At 49.7% G+C, this 23,863-nt stretch carries 18 protein-coding genes; all 18 read right to left on the bottom strand.

Annotated features, from left to right (window positions below):
- Positions 1-243, bottom strand: a 243-nt coding sequence (locus FP827_02480) for a hypothetical protein (GenBank protein MBA3051949.1), incomplete at its 3' end; no start/stop codon positions are given.
- Between the two features lie 142 nt (positions 244-385).
- Positions 386-1,825, bottom strand: a complete 1,440-nt coding sequence (locus FP827_02475) for a glutamate synthase subunit beta (protein ID MBA3051948.1) — start codon at positions 1,823-1,825, stop codon at positions 386-388.
- Positions 1,825-6,417 (bottom strand): glutamate synthase large subunit, encoded by a 4,593-nt coding sequence (gene gltB, locus FP827_02470; GenBank protein MBA3051947.1) that lies wholly within the window; start codon positions 6,415-6,417, stop codon positions 1,825-1,827. Before gltB ends, FP827_02475 begins: the two co-directional genes overlap by 1 nt.
- A 54-nt stretch (positions 6,418-6,471) precedes the next feature.
- Positions 6,472-7,824: an NADP-specific glutamate dehydrogenase gene (locus FP827_02465; protein ID MBA3051946.1), complete on the bottom strand. Its 1,353-nt coding sequence runs from the start codon at positions 7,822-7,824 to the stop codon at positions 6,472-6,474.
- A gap of 56 nt (positions 7,825-7,880) precedes the next feature.
- Entirely contained in the window at positions 7,881-8,858 is a 978-nt protein-coding gene (locus tag FP827_02460; protein MBA3051945.1) for a diaminopimelate dehydrogenase, read from the bottom strand.
- Positions 8,859-8,891: 33 nt separating this feature from the next.
- On the bottom strand, positions 8,892-10,085 hold the full coding sequence (locus FP827_02455; GenBank protein MBA3051944.1) for an aminotransferase class I/II-fold pyridoxal phosphate-dependent enzyme: 1,194 nt from the start codon (positions 10,083-10,085) through the stop codon (positions 8,892-8,894).
- 125 nt (positions 10,086-10,210) lie between these two features.
- Positions 10,211-12,100 carry a DUF4914 family protein gene (locus FP827_02450; GenBank protein MBA3051943.1) on the bottom strand — a complete coding sequence of 630 codons (1,890 nt, stop codon included), beginning with the start codon at positions 12,098-12,100 and terminating at the stop codon, positions 10,211-10,213.
- Positions 12,101-12,264: 164 nt separating this feature from the next.
- Entirely contained in the window at positions 12,265-12,465 is a 201-nt protein-coding gene (locus FP827_02445; protein MBA3051942.1) for a 4Fe-4S dicluster domain-containing protein, read from the bottom strand.
- A 15-nt stretch (positions 12,466-12,480) separates the two neighbouring features.
- Positions 12,481-13,149, bottom strand: a complete 669-nt coding sequence (locus FP827_02440; GenBank protein ID MBA3051941.1) for a ferredoxin oxidoreductase — start codon at positions 13,147-13,149, stop codon at positions 12,481-12,483.
- 38 nt (positions 13,150-13,187) lie between these two features.
- Positions 13,188-14,045: a ferredoxin oxidoreductase gene (locus FP827_02435; protein ID MBA3051940.1), complete on the bottom strand. Its 858-nt coding sequence runs from the start codon at positions 14,043-14,045 to the stop codon at positions 13,188-13,190.
- Complete coding sequence (locus FP827_02430) at positions 14,042-15,196, bottom strand: ferredoxin oxidoreductase (protein MBA3051939.1); 1,155 nt, start codon at positions 15,194-15,196, stop codon at positions 14,042-14,044. Before FP827_02430 ends, FP827_02435 begins: the two co-directional genes overlap by 4 nt.
- Positions 15,196-15,774: a carbon monoxide dehydrogenase gene (locus tag FP827_02425; protein MBA3051938.1), complete on the bottom strand. Its 579-nt coding sequence runs from the start codon at positions 15,772-15,774 to the stop codon at positions 15,196-15,198. Before FP827_02425 ends, FP827_02430 begins: the two co-directional genes overlap by 1 nt.
- Before the next feature lie 141 nt (positions 15,775-15,915).
- Positions 15,916-19,203 carry an HAD-IC family P-type ATPase gene (locus FP827_02420; protein MBA3051937.1) on the bottom strand — a complete coding sequence of 1,096 codons (3,288 nt, stop codon included), beginning with the start codon at positions 19,201-19,203 and terminating at the stop codon, positions 15,916-15,918.
- On the bottom strand, positions 19,197-20,624 hold the full coding sequence (locus FP827_02415; protein MBA3051936.1) for a bifunctional folylpolyglutamate synthase/dihydrofolate synthase: 1,428 nt from the start codon (positions 20,622-20,624) through the stop codon (positions 19,197-19,199). Before FP827_02415 ends, FP827_02420 begins: the two co-directional genes overlap by 7 nt.
- On the bottom strand, positions 20,621-21,187 hold the full coding sequence (locus FP827_02410; protein ID MBA3051935.1) for a hypothetical protein: 567 nt from the start codon (positions 21,185-21,187) through the stop codon (positions 20,621-20,623). Before FP827_02410 ends, FP827_02415 begins: the two co-directional genes overlap by 4 nt.
- The gene (locus FP827_02405) at positions 21,178-22,056 is read right to left on the bottom strand and encodes an MBL fold metallo-hydrolase (GenBank protein ID MBA3051934.1); all 879 of its coding nucleotides are present in this window, start codon (positions 22,054-22,056) and stop codon (positions 21,178-21,180) included. The genes FP827_02410 and FP827_02405 overlap by 10 nt, the downstream gene beginning before the upstream one ends.
- A 95-nt stretch (positions 22,057-22,151) precedes the next feature.
- Positions 22,152-23,375 carry an OFA family MFS transporter gene (locus tag FP827_02400; GenBank protein ID MBA3051933.1) on the bottom strand — a complete coding sequence of 408 codons (1,224 nt, stop codon included), beginning with the start codon at positions 23,373-23,375 and terminating at the stop codon, positions 22,152-22,154.
- A 95-nt stretch (positions 23,376-23,470) separates the two neighbouring features.
- On the bottom strand, positions 23,471-23,863 hold a 393-nt coding region (locus tag FP827_02395; GenBank protein ID MBA3051932.1), incomplete at its 5' end, for a PTS sugar transporter subunit IIA.

The following is a 23,863-nucleotide window of genomic DNA, read 5'->3' as shown; positions in this document are numbered from 1 at the left end:
TCTTATTTTAACAGTATCAAAGAACTTCAGTACTTTTCTAACATCTAACGGGAAGACAAAAACAATGATATTAGCAGATACAGTGTTGTCCGCAGAAATTACTTTGATTAATTCATCATATAAGTCAATAAGCTTGATTCTATTCAATGCAGGTAACTTATCCAATAAATGGGATAAACTCCCCTTTATTTTTGCACTTTCAGATTCAATTTCTTCTTTCCAATTATAGTTTTTATTGTCCATAATCCCTCGCATCACTCCTTAATGTGGAATTATATTAAATTCTTCAATTAATTCGCAAATTTTATGTAATGCAATAAGGTCAGGCCCCTGCCTACCGGCAGGCAGGTTGACGTTTTAATTTCTCGGCGTTTGGCTCGGGAGATTATTTTGTGGGTTTAGCGGTTGTGAGGAAAGTGTCGGCGGAGAGGGCGGAACGCTGGCCATGGAAGATTGCGCGCACAGCAAGAGACGCTCCTGTTGCGGCGTCGCCCGAGGCGAAGACGCCTTTGGCGGAAGATCTGTAATCCTCTTTGGTTTTTATATTTCCCCTGTCGTCAAACTCCACGCCCAGAGCCTTGAGCAATGCGCTGTGCTCGGCGTGGACAAAGCCCATCGCCAGAACAACCATATCCGTTTTCAGAGAGAAGCCGCTGCCGGGGATCTCGACCATAGACATCTTACCGCGCGGGCCCTTCTCCCACCTCACCCGGACACATTCGGCGCTCCCGACTTTGCCGCCTGAGCCTTTGAAACTTTTTATCAGAACAGACCATTGCCTGTCGGCGCCTTCCTGCTGGGATGATGATTCCCTCAGTATCAGCGGCCATTCGGGCCATTCGGGATTCCAGATCTTATTCCATTCAGCGGGTTTCGGCATTATCTCATACTGATAAATATTTTTTGCTCCCTGACGGCGGGCTGTTCCTATACAATCTGAACCGGTGTCGCCGCCGCCCACGACGAGGACGGATCTGTTTTTCGCCGGGATGGCGGGATTTCCTTTCGCGCCTGATGCGACAAACCTGTTTGAAGCGCTCAGGTAATCCATCGCGAAAAATATTCCCTTGAGCTTTCTGCCCGGAACTTCCATGTCTCTGGGCTCTCCGGCGCCCGTGGTGATAATGAGGGCGTCAAAATTTTTCCTGAGTTTAGCGGCGTCAATGTCAACGCCCGCCTGAACGCCGGTCTCAAACTTTATGCCGGATTTCCTCATCATATCCAGACGGCGCTCTATGACCCATTTTTCAAGCTTGAAATCAGGTATGCCGTATCTTAAAATACCTCCGGCTTTTGCGTCTTTCTCATAAACGGTCACGCCGTGGCCTTTTTTTCTGAGCGTCAGAGCCGCGGCAAGGCCCGCCGGGCCCGAACCTATTATGGCTATATTCTTTCCCGTGCCGGGGACGGGTTTCAAAATTCCCGCCCAGCCCTTTTCAAAAGCGTATTCTATGACGGCAAGCTCTATTTCCCTTATAGCCACGGGGCTGTCGTTGATGGAGAGCGTGCAGGCGGCTTCGCAGGGAGCCGGACAGATGCGCCCCGTTATCTCAGGAAGGCAATTGCTGAGAGAAAGCCTTTCAAAAGCTTCTTTCCATCTGCCTTTATAAACTAGGTCGTTCCACTCGGGGATCAGATTGTAGACGGGGCATCCCAGGCTGTGACAGAACGGCACACCGCAATCAATGCATCGCGCGGCCTGCTGTTTTATTTCGGCAGGGGAAAGCCTTTTCTCCACCGCCTTATAATCCTTTACCCTTTCTTTGACGGCCCTGTAGGGCGTTTTTTTTCTCCCGTATTCCAGAAATCCCGTGGGCTTGCCCATTATCCGAACACCTCCTCGGTAATCGTTTCCACCTCGGACTCTTTCAACTGTTCTCTTTTGATCCTGTCCAGGGCTTTTTTATAATCTATGGGCATCACTTTGACAAACATGGGGAGTATCGCGTCCCAGTCGCGGATTATGCGCGCGGCATAGGCGCTGCGTGTGAGCCGCACATGTTTTTTTATCAGCTTATAAAGAAATTCTTCGTCACTCTTTTCCGTCACAGGCCCAAGATCAACCATCTCAAGATTGCATCTGGTGTCAAAAAGCTGGTTCTCATCCAGCACATAGGCGATACCGCCGCTCATGCCCGCCGCGAAATTAACGCCCGTCGGGCCGAGTATGACGACCCTTCCTCCCGTCATGTATTCACAGGCGTGATCCCCCGCGCCCTCAACAATGGCGGTGGCCCCGGAGTTCCTCACGGCAAAACGCTCGCCCGCCATTCCTCGTATGAAGGCTTCGCCACCCGTGGCTCCGAAAAGGCAGACATTTCCGGTGATGATGTTGTTTTGAGACCTGAATTTGGAGCCCCTGCTCGGATAGAGTATTATTCTCCCTCCCGAAAGGCCCTTGCCCATATAATCGTTTGAATCGCCTGCAAGCTCAAAGGTGACGCCCTTCGCAAGAAACGCGCCGAAACTCTGTCCGGCCACGCCCGTGAACTTGCATCTTATCGTGTCTTCGGGAAGGCCGTCCTCTCCATAGAGGCGCGCTATGCGTGAGCTCAGCATCGTTCCCGCGGCGCGGTTGCGGTTTCGTATTTTGTATTCCAGCGACACTTTCTTCTTTTGATCCAGAGCGGGAGCTGCTTTTTTTATTATGTCCATATCCAGCGATTGCGAGAAATCGTGTTTCTGAGAACCGGTGCAGCGATGCGCTTTTCCGTCGTATGCTTTCAAAAGTTTGCTGAAATCAAGGCCCTTCGCCTTCCAGTGCGAGAGCGCCTTGCGGCTCTGGAGCAGGTCGGAACGGCCTATCATCTCGTCAAAAGACCTGAAACCCAGTTCCGCCATTATCTCCCGCGCGTCCTGCGCGGCGAATCTCATAAAATTCATGATGTGTTCGGGTTTGCCGGAAAATCTCTTTCTCAATTCCTCATCCTGCGTGGCTATGCCAGCGGGACAGGTGTTCAGATGGCACTTCCTCACGAGGACGCATCCCATCGTCACGAGAGCGACAGTGCCGAAGCCGTATTCTTCAGCGCCCAGTAGGGCCGCCACGACAATGTCCCTGCCCGTTCTCATCTGGCCGTCAACCTGAACGCGGATACGCTCTCTCAATTTGTTCAGCACGAGCGTCTGCTGGGTTTCGGCCAGGCCTATTTCCCAGGGAATGCCCGCGTGTTTTATGGATGAGAGGGGGGATGCCCCCGTGCCTCCGTCGCCGCCGCTTATCAGCACCATGTCCGCCTTGCCTTTAGCCACGCCCGCCGCCACTGTACCGACGCCCGCCTCGCTGACGAGTTTCACGGAGATACGCGCGTCGGTGTTGGCGTTTTTCAGATCAAATATCAGCTGTGACAGGTCTTCTATGGAATATATGTCGTGATGCGGGGGCGGAGAGATGAGCATAACTCCGGGGGTGGAATAGCGTATGTCCGCTATGGCCCTGTTGACCTTGTGCCCCGGAAGCTGGCCGCCCTCGCCGGGCTTGGCGCCCTGAGCCATCTTTATCTGGAGTTCGCGGGCGTGAACAAGATAATTGATGCTCACACCGAAACGGCCTGACGCCACCTGCTTGACGGCGCTCATAAGCGAATCGCCCGAAGGAAGTTTTTTATACCGCTCTTTGTCCTCGCCGCCTTCGCCGGAATTGCTTGCCGCCCCCAGCCGGTTCATGGCTATGGCCATTGTCTCATGCGCCTCTTTGCTGATGCTCCCGAAACTCATAGCCGATGTCACGAATCTTTTTACGATGGATTCAACGGGCTCCACCTCATCAAGAGGAATGGATTTTCCTTTCTTAAAACTGAAGAGCCCTCTCAGCGTGCAGAGTTTATTGCTCTGCCCGTTTATCAGTTCCGAATATTTTTTATAAAGTCCGTAATCTCCCTCGCGCACGGCTTTCTGTAAAGCGGCTATGGCTTCCGGCGTCATCAGATGATTCTCCGAAAAACGCCTGTAAGAATAATGTCCTCCGGAGGGGAGCGCCGGGCTTTCTGACGGCGCGAAAGCGGCCCCGTGCCTTTTCAGGGTTTCGGCGGCTATCTCGTCTATGCCTATGCCTTCTATGCGCGAAGGAACACCTCCGAAATATTTGTCAACGAATTCCGAGTTGAGCCCCACCGCCTCAAACATCAGCGCGCCTTTATAACTGCGTATCGTGGACACGCCCATCTTTGACATTATCTTGAGCAGACCCTTTTTGACGGCCGTTATGTAATTGTCAATGGCGTCTTCCGCCTGAAGTTCAGCGGAGAGGAAGTTGTCTTTTTTAAGAGCCGCCAGTGTCTCAAAAGCGAGATAGGGGTTGACGGCGCTAGATCCGAAAGCGATGAGCGCGGCGAAATCCGTCACCTCTCTGGCCTCGCCCGTCTCCGCAACCAGCCCTATGAGATGCCTCTTCCCGTGAGAGACCAGATGGCGGTTGACCGATGAGACGGCAAGAAGGGCCGGTATGGGAGCGTGATCCCTATCCACACCCCTGTCGCTTATGATGACGAGAGAATACCCCTCATCCGTTTTTTTCTCCACCTCCCGGCACAGGAGATGAACCGCCCTCTTGAGTTCAGAGGGGCCTTTCGCGGGATCAAAAAGCATGGGCACCACAGCGGAATTAAAATCCTTGATATCCGCGCATTTCAGTTTTTCTATATCGCTGTTTGTCAGAACCGGATGTGCCAATTTGAGCTGACGGCAATGAAGAGGGCTCTCGCCGAGAAGATTCCGCTCGCGGCCTATGAAACTCATAAGAGACATAACGAGGTTTTCCCTGTACGGGTCTATGGGCGGGTTCGTCACCTGCGCGAAGAGCTGTTTGAAATATTTGTAAAGGAGCTGGGGTCTTTCGGAGAGAACGGCGGGCGCCTCATCGTTGCCCATAGAACCCACCGGCTCCTGGGCGTTTTCCGCCATGGGCGTGATTATCATATTCAGTTCTTCAAAATCATAGCCGAAGATCTTCTGCCTGCGGGCGAGGGATTCTCGCTCCACTTTCACCGCGCCTGAAGGCTGGAACAGGCCTTTTAATTCAATGCGGTTCTTTTCAAGCCATCTCCTGTAGAGTTTTCGTCTTGAAACGGAGGATTTGATCTCATTATCTTTTTTTACCCTTCCCTCGGCCGTGTCCACGAGTATCATCTTCCCGGGTCCGAGCCGCCCTTTTTCAATGACATCTTCCGGCGCTATGTCCAGAACACCAGCTTCCGAGGCGGCCACCATCTTTCCGCCCTTGCTTATCAGATAGCGCAAAGGCCTAAGGCCGTTTCTGTCCAGCGCAGCTCCTATTTTGACACCATCGGTAAAAACTATGGCCGCGGGGCCGTCCCAGGGTTCCATAAAAGCCGAATGATATTCATAGAAAGATCGCTTGTCCTCGCTGATATGGTATTTTCTGCCGAAGGCCTCCGGCACCATCATCATCATCGCGTGTTCAACGGGCCTGCCCGCCGAAACAAGCAGTTCCAGCGTGTTGTCAAATATCGCCGAGTCGCTGGCGCCTTCCGTCACCACGGGGAATAATTTATTTATCTCATCTCCGAAAAGAGGAGATGCCAGCGTCGCCTCCCTCGCGCGCATATAATTCATATTGCCTTTGATGGTGTTGATCTCGCCGTTGTGCGCCATTCCCCTGAAGGGCTGAGCCATAGCCCAGGACGGAAAAGTGTTGGTGCTGTACCTCTGATGGACCAGAGCGAAGGCGCTGCTGAATTTTTTATTTTTCAGGTCGGGATAAAAAGCCTCAAACTGGGGGGCCGCGAACATGCCCTTGTAAACGATTGTGCGGCAGGAAAAACTGCTTATGTAAAAATCCACCGCTTTCAGTTTCAGGGCTTCTTTCCCTATCCGCCGTCGCGTGACATAGAGCCTGCGTTCCAGATCATCGCCGGCGAGCCCTTTGAAAGTGACAAAGAACTGTTTCATAAATGGCATGGAATCGCGCGCGATTTTTCCCAGGCAATCCGGCTTTACCGGCACATCCCGCCGGAAAACAATAAGGCCTCCCTCATTGATGATTATATCCTCTATCGCCTTCTCAAGCGCCTTACGCACGGCGGGCTTTCGCGGCATGAAAAAGAAACCCGCGCCGTAAGAACCTTTACCGGGAAGAGAAACACCGGCGTTATCCGCCAATTCCGAAAAATACTGATGAGGTATCTGTAAAAGCATTCCGGCTCCGTCGCCTGTTTTCATATCACCGCCGAGCGCGCCCCTGTGGACAAGGTTTTTTAAAACCGTGATACCGTCTTTGACGGTCTGATGAGAAACCCTTCCCCTGATATCGGCGACAAAACCCACGCCGCAGCTGTCATGCTCAAAACTTTTATCGTAAAGCCCCGAAATGGTGTCGGGGGTTGCCCCGCCTTCGCGGCGGACATTCTGCTCCGCCACGCCGGATGAAACATTTCGTGACTTATTGAGATTTTTCATCTTTAGCGGCTCCGGGAAAAGCTCAGTTCCCCGGCGGGGCGACTGCGGATTATTTCAGCAAACACCCTGCTCGATCATTGCGTTGGCCACTTTCAGAAAACCGGCGATGTTGGCGCCTTTGACATAATCCACATAGCCGTCTTCACTGCCGTATTTCACACACTGCCTGTGTATGGATTTCATTATATCTTTCAGCTTCCCGTCCACCTCTTCTCTTGTCCAGTTAAACCTTAAACTGTTCTGCGTCATCTCGAGGCCGGAGGTCGCCACGCCGCCGGCATTTGCCGCTTTTCCGGGGCCGTAAAGTATTCTATTTTTTCTCAAAAGCGCCACGGCCTCCGGCGTGAGGGGCATATTGGCGCCCGCGGCTACGCAAAAACAGCCGTTTTTGATCAGGGCTTTTGTGTTTTCGCCGCCGAGCTCGTTCTGCGTGGCGCAGGGAAGAGCTATATCCACTTTTATATTCTTTCCCTTTATCGCTTCCCAGACATTTTTCCCTATCACGCAAACAGAGGGATATTTATCGCTGTATTCTTTTATCCTGCCCCTCTTCACATTTTTGATATGCATAACATGCTCGAGTTTTCCACTGTCCAGGCCTTTCTCGTCGATGACCGTTGAATGGGAATCGCAAAGCGTTATCACCTTTCCGCCGAGCTGGATGACTTTCTCAGCCGCGTACTGCGCGACATTGCCCGCGCCGCTTATGGCCACGGTCTTATCTTTCAAGTCTTTGCCGACAAGCTCCAGCATGTCCTGTACAAAATAAACAAGGCCGTATCCGGTGGCTTCCGGCCGTATAAGGCTTCCGCCCCAGGTCGCGCCTTTGCCCGTGAGCACGCCCGTGAATTCGTTCTTTATTTTTTTGTATTTGCCGAACATATAACCGATTTCTCTGGCTCCGACGCCGATGTCTCCGGCGGGCACATCCGTGTTCGGGCCGATGTGCCTGTACAGCTCTCCCATAAAAGCGTGGCAGAAACGCATCACCTCGTTATCAGACTTGCCCTTGGGATCAAAATCGGAGCCCCCTTTGGCGCCGCCCATTGGCAGGGTCGTGAGGCTGTTTTTAAAAATCTGTTCAAAAGCAAGGAATTTGAGCAAACCGAGCTTCACGCTGGGATGAAAACGCAGTCCCCCCTTGAAAGGGCCTATGGCGCTGTTGAACTGCACCCTGTAACCGCGGTTCACGCGCACATCTCCGGCGTCGTCCTGCCAGGCCACTTTGAATATTATCACTCTCTCGGGTTCCACCAGGAGATCCAGCACCCGCGCTTTTTTGAATTTATCGGAGCTTTCATAGATATCCCACACCGACTCCACTATCTCTCTGACGCACTGGATGAACTCCGGCTGATCCGCGTTTTTTTCTTCCACAGCTTTGATAAATTTTTCTTTTTCGCTCATCTGGCTCTCCTATAAATAATTTGATTTTCTTTTCACCACCCTATCAAGATTGTTTTTCAAAGAAGTTCTTTTCTTAGTTCTTCGGCGCTCTTAGGGCTGAGGTCGGCGGCGGCTATGTCAAAAACCGTGCGCGCGCCGCGCTCTCCCCTTTTGTTGAGACGCCCAGCCGCGCGGGCGTAAGCGACAAGAACGCTGGATGTAAATTCGGGATTGCTGTCGAGTTTCAGCGAAAATTCTATGAGATGTCCGCACCGGGCAGCGGTCTCACCGCTCCTGAGGACAAAACCGCCGTGAGGCATCTGCGAATGCTTAGCTTCCATTTCCTCACGGCTGATGAAAGTCACATCCGTGTCATAATCGGCGAAATAGTTGGGCATGCTCTTGATGGCCTTTTCTATGGCGTCCTTATCGGCTCCGTCGGAGGCGACCACATAGCAGTCACGCCTGTGTTTTTCTCTGGTTGAAAGCGAGGGTTTCTCGCCGGCTCGCACCCTTTCGGCGGCGCTTGCTAAGGGTATGGTGTACTGCCTCGCGTCAAGAACGCCTTCTATCCTTCTGACGGCGTCTGAATGGCCCTGGCTCACGCCACGGCCCCAGAATGTGTAAGTCTCACCGTCCGGCAAAACGGATTCCGCCAGAACCCGCTGCAGCGAAAAAAGGCCCGGATCCCAGCCGGTTGATATGACGGCTATCTTCCCCGAAGCTTTCGCTGTCCCGTCCATGACGGAAAAATATCCCGGTATCTTCGCGTGGGTGTCAAAACTGTCAACCGTGTTGAACATCTTCGCGAAAAGCGGGCCCTGCTGATCAAGGTCCGTCGCAGAACCGCCGCAGAGAACGGCCACATCTATGTCATTTTTGTGTTTTTCGGCATCATCAACGGCTATGGCCGGCACGCCGGAGACTGTTTTGATACCTGCTCTGCGCGTGAAAACCGCTTTGAGTTCCAAATCGGGATTATTGCCGCAGGCCTTTTCAACGCCGCGGCCCACATTCCCGTAACCGACGATGGCTATTTTTATCTTATCGCTCATCTCACACCCCTCCCGCCACGGCGGACTTTCAGCTTATTTTTCTATAAAGGCCTTGAGCTTTGCCAGGCCCTCTTCCATTTCGGGGATGTTTATGCCCGAATAGGCGAATCTCACATATCTGTTTTTCTCGCCGGGAAGTTCGCTGCCGAAATGAAGCCTCGTGCAGAAGGAGACGCCCGTTTTCTCAAGAGCCGTCACGCGGAACTCGTCATATGTCCTGAAGCCGAGATTGTTCATGGCCTCGGTGACATTCGGGAAAAGATAAAAAGTCGTCTCCGGCTTAAAGCACCTGAAACCCTTTATGGAATTCAATATCTCATAACCCTTGTCCCTTCTTTTTCTCAGCTCTTCCACTATGGCCTTGACGGGAGACTGATCGCCTGTCAAACCGGCCAGCGCCCCGTACTGCACAAAATGATTCGAGCAGGACTCATCGTTTGTGTTCAGCTTTCCTAATATGGCAGCGATCTCCTTGGGGGCTATGGCCGCGCCCAGGCGCCAGCCCGTCATCGCAAATTTTTTTGAAAAAGTGTAAAGCAGCACACATCTTTCTTTCATTCCCGGGAGCGAGGCGAGGGATTTTGATTTTCCGGAATACCTCATATCAAAATAAGCCTCGTCGCAGAGAACAAAAAGATTGTGCTTTATCGCGAGGGCCGCTATTTTCTTCAGCTCGTCAACGCTGGCTTCCGCTGCCATGGGGTTCTGGAAGTCATTGAAGATGAGAAGTTTTGTTTTGTCCGTTATCTTTTTTTCAATAGAATCAAGATCCAGCAGGAAGCCGTCGGCGCCCTCCTTGTAGGAATAAGGCACGGCGACGCCGCCGTTGAACTGTATCTGCGATTCGTATATGGGATAGCCGGGATTCGGATAGAGCACCTCGTCGCCGGGATTCATGAGCGCCAGGATGAATTTACCTATGACGGGTTTTCCGCCGGGTTGGATGATGACATTTTCCATGGTGTAATCCATGCCGTGCGATTTGTTTATATCTTCCGCCAGGGCTTCACGGAGCGCCGGCACACCCGCGTTTGGGCAGTATCCCGTTTTACCGTCTTTTATTGCTTTCAGCGACGCGTCCACCACATTTTGAGGCGTGGCTATGTTGAGGTCGCCCAGATGAAAGGGGTAAACCTTGTTCCCTTTCGCCGCGAAGACGGCGGCCTCGGCTCCCACAGCGAAAGCTGTCTCCGTACCCAAATTCTTGATCCTGTCAGCTAATTTCATTTTCTCCCCCTATCATTATTTATTTTACGAAAAAAGATTTTATCAAATATCCGTCAAAAGGCAAACCTCACCCGCTGGGTTAGGTAATTATATGATTTGACATGACTCAGCCAATTTTATTTCTCTCACTCTTCAGAAATTATCGGATTTGTCTTAATAAGGGAACAATAATCTTCAAGTGTTCCGCCATTCAGACAGCACTCGATAATTCTCCGGCCTTCAGGCATCAGGTCGGCTTCAAGAAATCCGGATAATTGTTCATAAAAAAACTGTCTTAGGATTTCCGCGCCTTTGTCATATCCTTCTTCTCCGACTTCAGGCTGTTTCTCGACTTGAAGAAACCAGTCGCCTATGGTTTGACCTTCAACCATTAGTGTTTTCATCGCATAGCCCAGCAATGAACAGCGCGCGGGAGTAACCTGGCGGATTGTGAAGTTGGCTCCGCCACGTCTTGCAAGATATTCCCTCGCAATCCACTGAGGCATAAATCCGACGTCCCATACGCCTATATTCTGGTTCGGGCAGATTATGTAACGCGTATGCGTATTCTCTATGAATTGCTGAAGCAGCAGGTTGGCCTGATCAACCCGCCTGCCTGCGGCGAATGGCCAGTATGAACCCACGCCTTCGGAAGTCATACCTTCCGACTGCACTATACTGGGATTGTCATGGCCTCGAGGCGCAACTAATCTCCATAACCATGCAAGCGCCGGCGGCAGCACATGGAACAGACCGATAATGCCGTAGCTCGGTTTTTCTTTTGTACATGGCGGCGTGCGGACCCCAAAACTGCGAACTCCCACAGATACGGCGCCATTGATTATGTTAGGAACGATTCTGCGGGGAATAACGACGCGCGGATTGGGACACGGCACGCCCGGCGCATCTTCAATATGTTCCCATATCAGTGCAGTGCTGCCCGGCGCAGCGTCAATATTTAAAAACAGCAGAGGAACCGGAGGATTCATGGTAACGCTTTCAAGATGAGGGTCGAGCCCATAGTGATTGATATGATTCACCCGCACAAACCAGGCATCTTCCGCATCCATCAGGTACAGCTTGCCGTCATCTTTCTGCAGTTCCCGGTGGCACAAAGCCATGTCATCAACGACAGGATGAAGCTCGCAGGTTCTGGGAAGAATAACATACCTCTTTGACCCGTTACTCAGATTACTGCCAAGAAGCAGCCTGCCGTCATATTCACGATGAACATGTTCCAGCATCTCGCTCTTTCCGCCGCCGCTGGCTCCCTCGTGCATTATTGTTAACTTGTTGTCATACGGAGTGACAACCTGTACCGCTGAACAGTGAGCGGTTATCCAATTCTCCTGTTCCCCGAGATTTATAAGCATTCCGTAAACGCCTTTTTTTGCGCTCGGGCCGGGGTAGAGGTTGTAACTGAACATCTCATACATATTTTCTAAGCGGTTGTGCACAACAACCTGTTTACCGTTAAAATGAGTATGCCTGAACGGGGGAGCGACATATATCACCGCTTTCGGAGAGAAATTTTCCGGCAAGTTCTCAGGATCGAGTATCCCCTGCAGCAGCGCCAGTCCGAATGCGAAAAATCCGGCATTCGCGGGAGCTACCACAATACTGTCTATTCCAATATCCGGAGCTCCGGCAACAAAGGGATAGACCGCAAGTTCCTGTCCCGCAAGCCAGGCAAAAGTTTCTTTTCTGAGTTCATCAAAACTTGCGCCGAACCGATCTTTATAGCGCTGTTTATTTGTGGGCTGGTCGTCGGCAATCACCATGCATTCCGGATCCCGGCGGCGCATGTATGGTTCAATATAATTCGCCGCGATACCGTTGCGCACCCGGCACACTCTTGCCTCAACGATTTTGCCTTTTCCCGGCACTTCGTAAGCGACCTCTTGCCAGCCGTTTACGGCATCCCGGCAGGCTAAATCAGCCAGTTCGGCCGCGCTCCCTGCTACAACATAACCGGGGCAGGCGGATAATATCTCCGACACCTCCGGCGGCAATTTCAGTTTTGATAAATCGTTCATATTCAAAAATCTTTCGTTCCTTCCTAATTCCCCGCTTCTTTTATCTATCATATCAGCTTATACCCATATTCGGAATGGGGAATTTGATTTCTTTAACGGTTCCCTTTTTCTCAAATCCGCATTAGACGCGGTAATGGCGGATTTACCCTATCCGCCGGGATGGCTCAATCCTGCAATAATACGATTTCTATGGCTTTTGAAGGACAGCCCGTCACGCACAATTCGCAGTTTTTGCAGCGCTTCGCGTCAATATCAATTTTTTTCTCATCTTTATTGAAACTTATGACATTAGGCTCGGGGCAGGAAAGAATACACGCCTTGCACCCGTTACATTTTTCTTTATCCACTTTTGCGGCAAAATACATACACACCTCCCTGCTTCATAAAGTATATTTTTTCACTTTCTCAACGGCTTTTTTCACCACGGCCATATTTCTTTCTATAAGCTGTTCGGTTTTGGCAAATTTGGTTTTCATAGCGTCGTCAAGCGCCGCCGTGGTCGCCGAGGCTATAAATTTCTTTTTTCCGAACCTCTCTTTGAGCGATTCTTCCAGGTTTTCCATTGATACTATTTTGGTGACGCCCAGGAGCGCTCCCATCATAGCCATGTTTACGGAAAGCTCCGTCTTGGCAACGCTTAGAGCGATGGAAGTGGCGGGCACATAAAAAATATTCGCCTTCAGATTTTTTAAATTTTCCTTATCTTCATCGGTGAAATCAAGCGCGGATTCGGCGTTGATTATCACTATGCCGTCACTCTTCAGTCCGTCGTAAAAAGGCATTGTATAGCTTTTCCCCAGGGTAATCACATGGGGATGAAATATCACGGTTATATCAGGATAGACAATCTCACCCCTCTCATAAATACTGTTTTCCGAAATACGGACATAACTCTCCGCCGGAGCAAGGCGCTTTTCCGCTCCGAAAAAAGGGTTAACAGTGCTGAATTTGCCATCCAGCACAGCGGCTCCTCCTATGATGTGAGCGGCGGTTATCACTCCCTGTCCGCCCAGGCCGGACATTCGTATTGATACGCTTTTATGTTTCAGCCCGTTAGAAGTTTTTGCATTAGTAACTTTTTTCTGGTTCATTTTTCTTCCCCCTCAAATTTTTTAATCAGCTCTTCCGCCGCGGGACTTATATACTCTTTCATCTGATAAGCTCCGCTTTTTTCCATATCCCTCGTTCTTTTCAGCGATTCCGACGGTTTGAATTTATAATTTGTCGGACAGGGGCAGTATATTTGAATATAGGTCGGACCCAGTTCTCTGGCGAGAAGTATCGCTCTTCTTACCATTTTTTCAAGCCGTTTCGGGCGCGCGGGAGTCACCGAGGCCGAATAAACGCAGCCGGCGTCTCTGGCAATCTCCGTCATCGGAAGTTTGTCGTATTTTTTTCCCGTAGGCGCCATGTTAAGAATCGCACCCTTCTGCGACATTCCGCTCTCCTGACCTCCGGTGTTGGCGTAAGATTCGTTATCAAACATTATTGTCGTGAATTTTTCTCCGCGGAACCACGAATGCATCACCATACCGAGGCCTATGTCGCCGATTGCCCCGTCTCCGCCCATAGCCACCACATCCTTTGTCTTATCGGGAAACCTTATTTCCAAAGCCCGCTTCAGGCCGGTGGCAACGGCGTTCTGGTTTCCGAATATTGAATGGATATTGTGCACGGCAACCTGCGCGAACGACAGGCTGCTGCAGCCGGTGGTTCCCACAATTACGGTATTTTCGGGCGACGGCAGCGACGCTAAAATCAACCGCTGGGAAAGAGCCAGGCCGCATCCCGCGCAAAGAGGATGCTCTTCTATCAGCTCCTTAAAAGTCCCTAAGTCCTTAACGCCTAATTTTTTACCGAACGGGCCGTCGTTCACCAGATCACGGTAATCCTTCGGCATCACTTTTTCAAAACCCGGTGAGATTTTATAAATTGCGTTACTCATTTTGAGCGCCTCCTTATTTCATCTAAAATCAGCTCCGGCGGCATTGTCATTCCCCCGAACACCCGCGGCGCGCCGATCACTTTGGAATTATCTTCAACAACGGATTTTATTTCCCTCGCCAGCCACCCGGTTATATTGAATTCGGGAACAATGACGGCTTTTTTGCCCTTTGCGAGAGCCTTTATTTCGTCTTTCGGAAAAGGCCTCAGCGATTTAAGTTTCACCAGGCCGACTTTTATTCCCTCTTCTTCCGCCCGGATTATGGCGGCCCTTGACTGGGAAACCGCGGTGCCGGAGGCCATAATGAGAATTTCCGCGTCCTCATTTTCCGTCTCGATCAAACCGCCGAGATATTTGTTTATATGTTTCCTTGCCCTTTCCGCGGCGGCGCGGACCTCCTGCTGCCACGAAGCATGACAGGCGTAACTTACATAATTGCTCTTCATCACAAAGGGATCCCGCATCTGCCTCACGGGCGGGGTTTCCATATCCATAACCGGCACCGGCGCTTTGTACGGGTCATACGGCGGAAGCTTCATGTCCTCCGGCGCTATCTCAACAAGCTCCCTCGTATGGGTGACAAAAAACCCGTCGGCAAAAACGGCTATCGGCAGATGAACATCGGGCTCTTCGGCGATAATAAAAGCTTTAAGGATCATATCGTAAAGATCCTGCGCCGTTTCGGCATGCAGTATGACCATCCCCGTATCCAGCAGCAAACCTATCTCAATCGTATCCGGCTGGATAGTCAGGGGAGAATTCAATCCCCTACAGAAAAAGGCGCATACGACAGGCAGCCTCGTCCCCGCCCAGGTCGGAAACATCTCAAAAGCCCTCAGCGCCCCCTGACCGCCGGTTGCGGTAAAAACTCTTGCCCCGCCCATAGAGGCGCCGGCCACCGCCGACATTACCCCTAATTCGTTTTCCCCGCGATAATAGTCTTTAAGATACCCCTGCGCGTAGATATCGCCCACAAGATGCATGCTCTCCGACTGGGGCGTTATCGGATATGATATCGCCATATCCACATTTGCCCGTTTGATAGCCTCTTTCACCGCTTCGCTTCCCGTAATGAACCTCTGCTCTCTTTCAGCTTTAAAGAAGAGGTGTTCCGGTTCCACAATTTTCTGATGAATTTTTTTATCGGCCATCACTTGCCTCCCTTTTTATTTTTTATTACAGCAGTTAAATTGCGCACTTCTTCGGCGTGAACATCTCTGAGTGAAATCATCGCGTCCTCGTGTCCGTAGTTTCCGCACAGCGCAATGGTGTAGCAGTCCGTCCCGCCTCTTATAATTTGCAGTGCAAGATTCGCGTAGTGGCAGTGCACCCCCACAAAAACACAGACGTCAATTTTGTTGTGCCGTATTGTAAGGTTAGGATGGTTCGGATTTATCTCTTCCGCCGGATTGATCATCGGATACTTAGGGCGGTAATCGGGCATGGGAATTATTTTTGCCCCCGCGGTATCAGCGAGCTCTATTACCGCTTTTGCCTTTTCAACCGCCTTTTCATTCCAGGCCCAGAGAATGAGCGGCCCCGGAAAAAAATAAGGATTTACAGCGCCCAGCAGTTTCTCCGCTATTTTTTCCATCGCCGCTTTTTCGCTTACAATTTTTCCCTCAATCAGAGCTTCGCCTCTGTTGGGAAGAACCACTCCCATAGACGCCGCCGACGGCGGCAGATAGCCCTCCGGCCCGGCAAGAACTCTGTAATTAGTTTCTCTCATAATACCTCCTCTGTTTTACTCCGGTCAAAAAAAATCTTTATTACACTTCCTTAAAATACTGAGTATTTTTCAAACTGCCGCAGGGAACAGACGCGACATTTCTGCCCATGAATTGACGGGGTTAAAATATTTTCCATTTTTTTACGCCTTGCCGACGCGTTTCCTTTCAGCCGATAGAATAATATCTCTCAACTCCTCAATATCACGCGCCGTTAACCAATTCCTGCCGAAGTTTTTATCCTGGGCAATATAGGCGATGTCCGCCAGGGCGCGGAGGTAAAAATTGCGTTCATCCGGAGGGCCTGCCAGAACAAATATGGTGTGAACGGCTCCGGATACATCCGAAAAGACGACTCCTTCTTTACAGCGGACCAAAAGAATATCAAACTCTTTTATCCCCCCGGCAATAATATGCGGTATGGCCAGCCCCGGCAAAATCACTGTGCTGGATTGTTTTTCTCTTTCCATAAAGAGGCTGAAGAGGTTTTTTTTAGATCCCCCTACGCGCCCGGAGAGAGCATCAGACACCATTTCAAACATCTCCTTTTGTGACACAGAATGGTCTATATCCAGAATTTCACACTTTTTTATCAGGCGGTCGAACCTGTCATCAACACTTCCCTCCTGCTCGATGACAATCTCCCTTAATTCATTTCGCCGCGGAATATCCTCAAATTCCTTAGCCGTAATGCTCTCAACAATATGCATGCGGGAGACAGCTTTTGTTGATCGCTTTCTTATGAGCTTTTCAATCTCAACAGCAAAAAAACCCGACGGTGTGACTAAAAGGATGACTAACCACCACTGCGCTGGAAACGGCACTGTTCTAAACGGGCTGATTCCGAATAAAGGCAGTGAATAGACCAATATGACCTGCAGCCCTAAAGTCGCGGCAGCGCCTATGAGCACCCATTTATTTGAGAATGGACTGAAGGTAAATGCCGACCTGTTTACGGACCTTGCAGTAAACAGATAACAGACTTCTACAAAGATCAGTGTGGTGAATGCGGCTGTCCCCGCCTGCGCCAGGTAGTTCGCCGAACCCGAATCGCGCAGCGCTGAATAAACGAGACCGAATACGGTAAATACCGCGCTGGCCTCTACAATAGACACCAGCCCGACCCTCCGGAGAAAAAATGCGTTAGCCAATGGTTCATTGATGTCGCGCGGCGGCCTGTCAAGTATTCCCTTCTCCTTGACCTCCGCGGTTAAAGGTATGGCGCAGGCTATGGCTATAATTAAATTTACCCACAGGATTTGTATCGGCTCTAAGGGAAGGCGCTCGGCAAAAATAGGTATAACCGGCGAGAGTAATACCGCCCCCATCATTGCCGTGATCTGTCCGCCGTTTGTGGGAAGTAAATACAGGATAACCTTCCAGATATTATTAAAAACATGCCTGCCTTCCTCTACTGCCGCCACTATGCTGGCGAAGTTATCATCGGTCAGGACCATATCAGCAGCCTCTTTACTTACCTCTGTCCCGGTTATACCCATAGCTATCCCTATGTCGGCTCTCTTCAGCGCCGGCGCATCGTTTACCCCATCTCCGGTAACAGCAACGATCTCGCCCCTCTTATGTAGCTGCTCCACTATCCTGAACTTGTGCTCCGGCGCGACTCTTGCATACACCGATACTTTACCCACCACTTCACATAATTCCCTGTTATCCATTCTCTGGACATCTTCCCCTGTCAATGCCCCGTCCGCGCCGCCGCCTATTCCTAACTGCCCGGCGACAGCTTTTGCAGTCTGCAAATGATCACCGGTTATCATCACCACCCTTATCCCGGCCGCCTTGCATTTCCTGACCGCCGCTATAGCATCCTCTCTGGGCGGGTCTATCATACCCTGCAGTCCGAGGAAAATCAGCCCGTCCAATTCCTCAACGGAGAAAGATGTCTTATTCTCATTCACAACCTTATATGCCATACCAAGCACGCGCAAAGCGTCTTGAGCGAACTCATCAGATTTGCCTAATATTTTTTCAGTCCTTAAAGTCTCTATATTTCCGTCTATTAACTGATTTCGGCAGAGCTTTAAAACTTTCTCCGGTGAGCCCTTTACATAGATAATGTTTTCCTTTTTACCCTTGTGCAAAGTAGCCATATATTGCTGATCCGATTCAAAAGGTATTTCATCTAATCTAAGAAATTTTTCGGTAACCCCGGCTTTGGCTGCCGAGACGAGCAAAGCTCCTTCAGTAGGGTCTCCTTTAATACCGTATAACCCCTGCCCGTCATCCGTCAGAACAGCGTCATTGCACAGATATCCCGCACGCAGGGTTTCAACCAGATCCTTGTCCGCCGGATGCGAATCAAGCTTCTTATCAGCCGAAATAAACTCTCCCTTAGGCTCATAACCGACCCCGCTCACCCTGAAGTCCTTTCTCCCGCAGTATATCCTGATTACGGTCATCTCGTTCCTGGTGAGGGTGCCCGTTTTATCCGAGCATATAACCGTAGTGCACCCTAAAGTTTCTGCGGCCGGCAATCTCCGTATAAGCGCGTGGCGGCGCGCCATAGCCATAGTGCCAAAGGCAAAAGTGGCAATCACCGCCGCGGGCAGCCCCTCCGGTATTCCGGCGACGATCAGCCCTATTGTAGCCAGAAACATATACTCGGCTTTATAGCCGAATAATAGTCCGATAATAAAATTAATCGCGCCAAACAAGGGGATGACAATGATTAAAAACCTGGTAAAGCTGGCTATCTTCTTCATTATCGGCGGCGTAATTCTTTCAGTTTCCTGCATCATCCCGGCGATTTTACCGATTTCGGTCTGCTTTCCGGTTCCTATTACAACTCCTTCTCCGCGGCCTCGTGTAACGAAGGTGCCGCTGAAAGCTATACAGTGCTGCTTATGCGGGCCTAAATCCTGTCCCTGGACAGGGTTCGCGCTTTTAGTCACCGGCAGCGATTCTCCGGTAAGCATTGCCTCATCGGCGCTTAGATTTTTTGCCGAGAAAAGACGCAAATCCGCGGGCACTCTTGCGCCGCTTTCAAGCAGTACCACATCTCCGGGAACCAGCTCTCGGGCCGGAATAATTTTCTTCTCGCCGTCTCGCACCGCCATACATTCCGGCACGAGCATCTTTTTCAGGGCTTCTAAAGAAGCTTCCGCCTTTCCCTCCTGAATGAAACCTATTACCACCGTGCCCAGAACCACTCCTATGATAACCCCCATATCCATAAATTTACCTAAGAAAAAACAGACAACGGCGGCAAATATCAATATATAAAGCAAAGGATTATGAAACTGCAACAGGAATCGGATGAAAGGACTCCGCTTCTTTACATCAAGTTCATTATATCCGTATTTTCCCAGCCTTATTTTTGCCTCACCGGAGGTAAGCCCGCCGCTGACAGTTTCCAGCGCTTCAAAAACCTGTTCAACCGGCAGCTGATACCAATTTTTCCCGTTCAACAATCCGAACACCTCCTTTCCGCAAAAAACCGTCGTGCCTCGCCCACCGTATACAAGGAACCGGTGATACAAACTATATCATTTTTTTTCGCTTCGCATAAGGCGTATTGCAGCGCCTCTTCAACTTCGCTTATAACGCTGACATTCCGGTTATACTTAACCGCGATCTTATATAAGTCATCAGGCAGGACAGCCCGTGAAGTTTTCGACGAGGTAACAATCACTTTAAAAGCTAAAGGAACGAGTTCTCTGACAATTTTTCCTACCTCCTTATCTTTGAGAATTCCGAGAACTAATATGAGACGCTTATTATTCCCGAGAAATTCCAGAAGAGCTTTTCTGAGCTGTTTTGCCGCCGGCAGATTATGAGCGCCGTCCAAAATCACAAGAGGAGAACGATTAACTATCTCCAGCCTGCCGGGCCACCGTGTCTTTGACAGGCCTTTCCTTATGCTCTCGTCGCTGATCAACTCAGAAGGGCGGGGACAAGCACGCCACGGCGCATTTACAACCCCGCCCTTGCGCGTTTTTCCGCGGGGACAAGCACGTTCCGGCGCCCTGAGAAGCTCTATCGCGGCGACAGCGCAGCAGGCGTTTGTCAACTGATATTTTCCCAGAAGCGGTATTGTCAAATTTTTAAATTCAGAGAAAACCCCGTTTTCCCCGTTGTTTCCGGCGGGATAAATATTAAAAGACTGCCTTTTCAAATCAGATTTCAGAAATTCGTAATTTATATCTGTATTTATATGAAACAACCGTGTATTGCGTTGTCTGCAAACTTTCTTAATTACCTGAAGCGCCTTTCCGCTGGACGCGGTAATTACCGGCGCTCCTTTTTTGATAATCCCCGCATGTTCCGCGGCAATGGAACTGATATTAGCGCCTAAAATATCCATATGGTCATAGTCGCTGTTGGTTATTACCGAAATTAACGGCTTTACTACATTTGTGGCGTCCCATCTTCCTCCCATTCCTGTTTCCACGACGGCAAAATCCACTTTCTCCCGCGCGAAATGACTGAAGGCTGCCGCTGTTACGATTTCAAAGTAAGTGAGATATTCAAGTGAAGTGGAGCCGGGTTTTTTTATCCCTCTGACGCGCCTTGCGGCCAGTGTTTTACATTCAGTTAAAATCCGGGCGGCAGATGTTGATGGTATCCGCTTTCCGTTTATGCTTATTCTCTCCCTGAAATCAGTTAAATGCGGAGAAATATACAAACCTGTCTTGTATCCGGACTCCTTCAAAATGGAACTGATAAATGCCGCGGTGGAACCTTTACCGTTTGTCCCCGCAATATGGATAACCCGAAGTCGCCGATGGGGATTCCCTAAAAGATAAAGAAGTTTTTTTATTCTCGAAAGACCCGGCTTAATGCCAAGTCTTTCTAAATCATCTAAATAAACTAATGTTTCTCTGTAGGTCATAATACCGGCTGTTTTTCCTGCCGCTCCGTCGTCATGCAGGCGTTTTTATTTTCTATATTCGCTATCAGAAAAAGAAATGTCCCCCAGAGTCCTCCTATGCCGGCAAATAACACATCGCGGATATCCCCCACTCTCCATGGGAGAAAAATCTGAAATACTTCGTCAACTCCGCCGATTGCGACACAAAAAAGAACAGCAATTAAAATTCTTAAAACGGGCTTCGCGGGCCTGATTATATTACCAGATATAAGCCATCCTAACAAACCGTACTTAATAAGATGCAGTCTCTCTTCTATAATTCCCATCTGTGAGGCATAATAGAACCCCGCCGCAAGAACCGCTATGAACAGAAGCAGTCTTCCCCACGTCGGCCGGGATTTATAAAGGCGCAGAAAAACCGCAATCCCGCCCGCGGCAAAAAGGACACCGAGCATTATCGTTATGCCGGGCCATCCCGCATTTTTTATAAGAAAATTTAAAACCTGCCTCATAAATGAAGCTGAAATTATAATAAACAGCGCCCATATTACCGTAGCTTTTGATATGTTGATTTTTATTTCCACACTTTCTCCCCGTCAGATTGAATCACTATTGTTCCCTGTTGATCGGTTGATAAAACCGTAACACCCATTTCCTCCAGTTTATTTCTCGTTTCATTTTCCCGCGGGATATCTCTCCATTTACTCTGCCCTACGGAAATCACCGCAATTTCCGGCGAAACCGCTTTGAAAAATTTTTCAGTGCCGCTTTTCCCGTGATGCGGAACGATTAAAACATTGCTTCTCAGCTCTTCCTTGAACTCCTGTGCTAATCTGTCGCAGACGGGCCCGCCTATATCGGCGGGAAACAAAAAACTTACCTTTTTGTATGTCAATTTAATAACCAGAGAATCGTTATTCGGATTTCCCGCCAGTTTATCAGGATGAAGAATTTGCAGTTTCACCCCCTTGAATTTGTTTATTATACCGCCACGCCGAAGTCTGCTGAATTTGACATTCTCCCTTTTAACCGCCTTAAAGAAATCAGAATAATTTTCACTCCCCTCTATATCCTCATTGGCTAATACGCTCTCAATCTTAAACTTCTCCATAACCGTAAAAATCCCGTCCATGTGATCCGGATGAGGATGAGTAATTACAACCATATCTAATTTCCGCACTCCCCTGTCTTTCAGATACTCCGCCACATTTGCCCCGCCTGCGCGGCCCCCTCCGTCAATCAGCATATTCTCCCCGCCGGGAAACTCAATAAAAACACTATCTCCATAGCCCACATCAATGAAGTGGACAGATAAATCAGCGGATGAACGGCCGATCGCCGCGCCGCCGCAGCTGAAGTCCTCAAAAAGCTCAGCAAGCGACAGAAACAAAATCAGAAAAAGAAATATTTTTACGCCGAGCTTCATGCAGGCTGTCCGCATAACGGGTAACAATAATTCATCCCACAATCTTTCTCTGTCAGGGGCTTTCTTAATCCGCGGACAGGCGGCAAAAAGACAGCCGTCTTTTCTTTTGAATACCTCATCCGTTAATAACGGATAGCGTTCGCCGCCGATGTTTTATATTTTCTTGCCGCTATTTTAATTCCAAGCGCCAGGAAACCCGCGACCGCGCACATCACGGCGGCAATACTGAACATTGTGCCGTAACTGCCTGTTGTGTCATATACCTTCCCGTATAAAAGCGGTCCCGCAAATCCTCCTATGCCGTAACTTGAAAAAAGCAGGCCGTAATTAACTCCGAGATGTTTTGTCCCGAACAGTTCCGAAGTTATCAGCGGATAAAGAATCATCCATGTTCCGAAACAAAGCCCGAAAAGCCCCCCTAAAATATAGAGAAGAACAACACTTTCTCCGACGACAGTAAAACCGGCCATCACCGCCGCCATCACAAAACACGCGCCCGATAAAGCTCGTGTGCGGCCTATTTTATCCGAGAGCGCGCCTATTGATATTCTCCCCGCTCCGTTAAAAATAGCAATAATGCTTAATATAAAAGCCGCCGTCATTTTATCTATTCCCACCTCTGTCGCGTAAGAGACAATATGTCCCATAAGACCCAGCCCGACTGTCAGCGCAAGAAGCCACGCCGTCCACGCCATCCAGAAAACAGGCGTTTTTAACGCTTCTATCGGGGTCATCTCCGCCAATGGCTGCCTTATTGTCTTTCCGGGCGCGGTTATCGCCCTGCCCTCAGGAGGAAGAACAAGAAACTGTGATACTATAAGGCCGGCAATTATAAAAAAAATACCAAGTGAAATAAACGAGGTCTGCCAACTGTAAACGCTTATGATTTTTCTTACCAGAGGCGAAAGCACGAATGCGCCGGCGCCGAAACCGAAGACAACTATTCCTCCCATAAGGCCTTTTTTATGAGGGAACCATTTGACCACGGTCGCCATAGGCGTGACATAGGCAAAACCTGTTCCGATACCGCCGATGACGCCGTAAACCAGGCAGAGGTAAAAAAGCGATGTCGCGAATCCGCTTAAAAGATACCCTATACCAAAAAGAAATGCTCCTATCGTGCATATCTTCCGCGGCCCGTGAATATCCTGCAGCCGCCCCCCGATAATCATCGCCACCGTATAAGATAACAGAAATACAGAAAAAGGCAGTGAGGCCTGCGCTTTTGTCCAGCCGAATTCGCTTATCAGCGGAGTAACATATACTCCCCACACATAAGCCACTCCCATCATCAGCATCATTGACGTTCCCGCCGCCACAATCAAATTCGGATGATCTTTTTTCATCTTACCTCCTTAACTCAGCGTTCTGCCGAACGGGTGAATATAGGCGGTTTTATGCGCCGCCGGAATATCTCTGTTCAGCTTTCTTTCAATCATTTCTAATATCTCGCTCTTTCGGACAGAAGAACGACATGTTTTAATTCTTCCTCATTTTTTGCGGCCGCCCACTTCTCCTCAAAATCAGGATTCTGCGTAACCTGCGCAATAGCGGCCAGCTCTTTTAAATGCAGACTGCGCTTGTCGGCAGAACCCACAATAACAAATATAACATGGCACAGTTTATCACCCGGAAAGATGATACCTGACCCCGCTCTTACCAGCATAACTTTAGAAATATTTTCACCTTCAACAACAATATGAGGAATAGCAATACCTTTTTTAACAACAGTGCTTGACAATTTTTCCCGTTCCAAAAGTTTTTGAAACACATCTTCCTGTTTCAGGTCAAGTTCTTTCCCCAGAAGAGAGGCAATCTTTTTAAAAAATTTCTC

This window comes from Candidatus Omnitrophota bacterium (assembly GCA_013791745.1).
Classification (GTDB): domain Bacteria; phylum CG03; class CG03; order CG03; family CG03; genus CG03.
This window is presented reverse-complemented; position numbering and strand designations above follow the sequence as displayed.

Coding starts and splice junctions, on each gene's coding strand:
- FP827_02475 (MBA3051948.1), bottom strand. CDS start 1,825: ATGGGCAAGCCCACGGGATTTCTGGAATACGGGAGAAAAAAAACGCCC.
- gltB (MBA3051947.1), bottom strand. CDS start 6,417: ATGAAAAATCTCAATAAGTCACGAAATGTTTCATCCGGCGTGGCGGAG.
- FP827_02465 (MBA3051946.1), bottom strand. CDS start 7,824: ATGAGCGAAAAAGAAAAATTTATCAAAGCTGTGGAAGAAAAAAACGCG.
- FP827_02460 (MBA3051945.1), bottom strand. CDS start 8,858: ATGAGCGATAAGATAAAAATAGCCATCGTCGGTTACGGGAATGTGGGC.
- FP827_02455 (MBA3051944.1), bottom strand. CDS start 10,085: ATGAAATTAGCTGACAGGATCAAGAATTTGGGTACGGAGACAGCTTTC.
- FP827_02450 (MBA3051943.1), bottom strand. CDS start 12,100: ATGAACGATTTATCAAAACTGAAATTGCCGCCGGAGGTGTCGGAGATA.
- FP827_02445 (MBA3051942.1), bottom strand. CDS start 12,465: ATGTATTTTGCCGCAAAAGTGGATAAAGAAAAATGTAACGGGTGCAAG.
- FP827_02435 (MBA3051940.1), bottom strand. CDS start 14,045: ATGAGTAACGCAATTTATAAAATCTCACCGGGTTTTGAAAAAGTGATG.
- FP827_02430 (MBA3051939.1), bottom strand. CDS start 15,196: ATGGCCGATAAAAAAATTCATCAGAAAATTGTGGAACCGGAACACCTC.
- FP827_02425 (MBA3051938.1), bottom strand. CDS start 15,774: ATGAGAGAAACTAATTACAGAGTTCTTGCCGGGCCGGAGGGCTATCTG.
- FP827_02415 (MBA3051936.1), bottom strand. CDS start 20,624: ATGACCTACAGAGAAACATTAGTTTATTTAGATGATTTAGAAAGACTT.
- FP827_02400 (MBA3051933.1), bottom strand. CDS start 23,375: ATGAAAAAAGATCATCCGAATTTGATTGTGGCGGCGGGAACGTCAATG.